2 protein-coding genes are annotated in these 3,561 nt (G+C 37.7%); one reads left to right on the forward strand and one right to left on the reverse strand.

Annotated features, from left to right (window positions below):
- Positions 1-2,700: RCC1 domain-containing protein (locus DNK84_RS13165; RefSeq protein WP_208123338.1), on the forward strand; the 2,700-nt coding region annotated here is incomplete at its 5' end.
- A gap of 32 nt (positions 2,701-2,732) precedes the next feature.
- On the opposite strand, the gene DNK84_RS13170 is transcribed toward DNK84_RS13165, so the two are convergent.
- A partial coding sequence (locus DNK84_RS13170; RefSeq protein WP_162902474.1) for a hypothetical protein occupies positions 2,733-3,561 on the reverse strand: 829 nt, incomplete at its 5' end.

Genomic DNA, 3,561 nt, shown 5'->3' on the forward strand with positions numbered 1-3,561 from the left:
GGAGATGTGATTATTAAGGCTGATGCTTTTGATCAAGATGGGAAAGCCTTAGGAACCAGAGATTTGAAAGTGCTAAGTGTAGATACTTCGGCACAGGTAGGAGTGCAAGCTGCTACTTTAAGCAACATGGATATCCAGTTACGCCCTGCTGTTGCAGTAAAGCTTATGTTGGATCATAAACAAGCTTTAAATAACGCATATTTAGACTTCAGTCAAATGCCAAGTGAACTTTATGATCAATTGATGCAGATCCAGGTTATTGCACAGAATAAATCTATAGACCTTTCCCAGGCGGATATTCAGCAATATAAAAACACACAAATTGTGCCATTAGATTATTTAGCTTCTCCATCCACTGGGACGCAGGTTTATTTAAAATTTTCGCTTACTTCAGGCGCTATTTTAAACAATTATAAAGCAACGCTTGAAGACTCAAATACGCCTCCAGTACAAATTGGTGCAGCGAATTCAAAAAAAATTGCACCTGTAGTTACGGTGTATGACTCTGTAATTGATAGACAGCAAATATACGTTGATGAGCCAAGTATACAAACAATTATTTTTACCAATGACTCTGAGTATCCTATTAATATAACACGATTAATTACTGATAATCTGCCTTCAGGTGTGATGCTAGAAAGTGCAGGGACTTGTACGCCAGACTCAGTTATTGCTATTAATGGAAACTGTGAAGCACAAATTGAAGTTCAGCAAAATGCACAAGGAAAAGGTGAGCTATTACTTGAGTATCGTATTGAAGAGCAAGCGCAAGATCAATGGCTTCAACAAGCTCGTGCTTTATCTGAAACTGCAGTGACGTTCATTGCTACAACAGATGTTAGCGCGCAACCTGTTGGTGCTAAACTAGAGGTAGCTAATAGCTTACAAATACCTTTACCACAAACGCCACAAGGTAGTGTGAACAAATATCTAGTGAATATTACCAATTTAGATAAATTGAATTTGAATGCAATAGATGGAATGAATATTGGACAAGGCGTTCAGTTATTTGACAAAGAAGGAAATCCTTATACCAATGCTGATATTCGTCTTGTAGCTGATGATTCGCTTATTACCCAAAATTGTATAAAGCAAAGCTTATTGGCAAACTCAACTTGTCAGATGGTCGTTGAAGTTGACAAAGAGGCGCTGCCTATTGATGGATTAAAGCTAAGATTCAACGTAAATCGCTTTAAAAATTTAGATGTAAACCACACTAATACAAGTGCTGCAGATTTTAATGTGGTTAACCAAGACGGACATTTGAGCTTTTTGAATAGTGATAATGAGCTCATTAGTAATTTTGAAGAAGTCACAACGCCAGCCAGTAACTTTGAGTTTAGTATTTTAAATGATGGTGGTTCAGCTGTAACGTTTACTCAGTTACCGTCCTATTCTTCTAGTGATTTAGACCTTACAACAAATTGCTCACTAGAGGAGCCACTTATTCCTCAACAAAAGTGTCGTGTTTTAGTATCACCCAAAAAAACAACACATGGCACATTAAGCTTTACTTATAACAATGAGCAGATGCTTACGACAAATATTGGTCTTAGCTTCACTATCAGTCCTTATAAAAGAATACTTTCTTCAACATCAGGTGCAACTTGTGCTTTAACATATAATGGAGAGCTTTATTGCTTTGGAAATAATTATCAAAAACAAATATTCAGTAGTCCTTCAGGGTATATCTTGACCCCTGTTAAGCTTAATTTTAATGACACGTTACTTGAAGGTAAAAATATCATTGATTTTATTGCAGGCAACGCACTGTGCGCCATGACTGATGAAAGTGCTAACAATGTCTATTGTTGGGGGGGCACGAGAAGTGTTCCAGAAGCTATGCCGATCCACGTTAAAAGGTTCAATACAGCCAATAATACATTTTGTGCTTTAACAAACGATAGTGACATAGTTTGTTGGGGTAAAAATGATGATGGGCAAGCTGGAGATACGGCTTTATCTATAGGCTGGGATGTGAAAACCCCTACAAAAATAGCCGCGCCTAGTGGTATTAAGTTTTATGAAGTTTCGGTTGGAAGTTCTGCTAGTTGTGGTATTACGCTTGATCAGAAAAATATTTATTGCTGGGGGCAAAATGATAGTGCGCAACTAGGAAGTGGCAACACTTCTTTTAAGAATGGGGGTTATAAGCCAAGGCTAGTTGATTTAAGCAATGTGAACCTCAACGATGATAAAATCACACAACTTAAAATCTCTCGATTTACAGATCAGATTTGCATATTGACAGAAAGAGGCGGTATTTACTGCTGGGGCGATAATTCTTTTGGTTCACTTGGAAACGATGAAATAGCTAGCAGATACTCAAAACCGATCACTGTCTCCAAAAAAGGCAATTTAAATAATCTTATATGGACGGATTTGGTTGCGGCAGGTTTCAGAGGTTTTTGTGCGCTTAGCCAGCAAAACGCAGTTTACTGCTGGGGGCAAAATGGTTCATCAACTCGAATGATTAATCCATATACTAGCACTGATAATCTACGCATTCCTACACCATTATTTGTACAAGGAACAGCGCCTTATGACAATCAAGGTAAATTAAGTCTTGGGATGAATGCGTCTAGCCCTTGCCTTATCACAGAAATTGGCAATGGATACTGTTGGTCATCTAGAATAGTTGGTGATGGAAAGTTGCAAAATAGTGATCCTGTACCTGTGACTAAGGTTTTATTGCCATGAGTTGCTTTTGTAATTCACCAGCAAAAGCGTATTCATTTGTTGTTGACCATAGAGTTATAGATGTTGCTAAGGGAAGACTGAAATTGATGAAGGATAGGCTTATTTTGTATATCAGTACCTATCATTGGGGAAAAGGGGGGAGTATTGAGAGTATTGTTTTTTAGTCCTAGGCTTGGCTCTTCCAAATTATAGCCAACGCCTGATGAGGGATACATTTTCTCATGACTTATATTACACAGAGTTACCTTTCCATTAGAATCTATAAAACGATGCCACTTAGGGTCTTCTTCGCTATTAATCCCGCTACTAGAGCGCTTCTTCTTGGTAAAAAGCCTTATGGGTTCATCCTCTGAATTGCTTAGATAGAGATCATAAGATCCTTTAGTAAGAAGCTTTTTCGTAGGATGAGAAAAAACTTCTTCTTGGTTATTGACCTCAGGGTCAACAATGTGATAAGTATTACTACCATTACTGCTAGTCTTACTGCGAAAAGCAACCTGATCATTAGTAATTTTCCTAAAAGAGTAAGGAGAAGAACCGCTTTCTTGGGTTCCTATAACCTTAGGACTAACAATATTACTACTATTATTATTACTGCTAGCCCTACTGCGAAGAGCCATTTCCTGAACCTCCTCATAATACTTTTTTTCAGCAATCATATAGGTGGTTTTATACCGGAAGCTACCGATTAGTATAAATAAAAAAGTTGTTACAATTAAAGTTGCTGAAGAATACTCAGGGAAGACATCCTCCAGATACATTGATCCCAAAAGTAATGTAAAATTTACCAACATTACATTTGCCACATTTTCTATGGTATATCCTGCAGCCTTGACTCCCCAAGCTTCTATACCTATCGGT

The organism is Facilibium subflavum (assembly GCF_003574485.1).
Classification (GTDB): domain Bacteria; phylum Pseudomonadota; class Gammaproteobacteria; order Francisellales; family Francisellaceae; genus Facilibium; species Facilibium subflavum.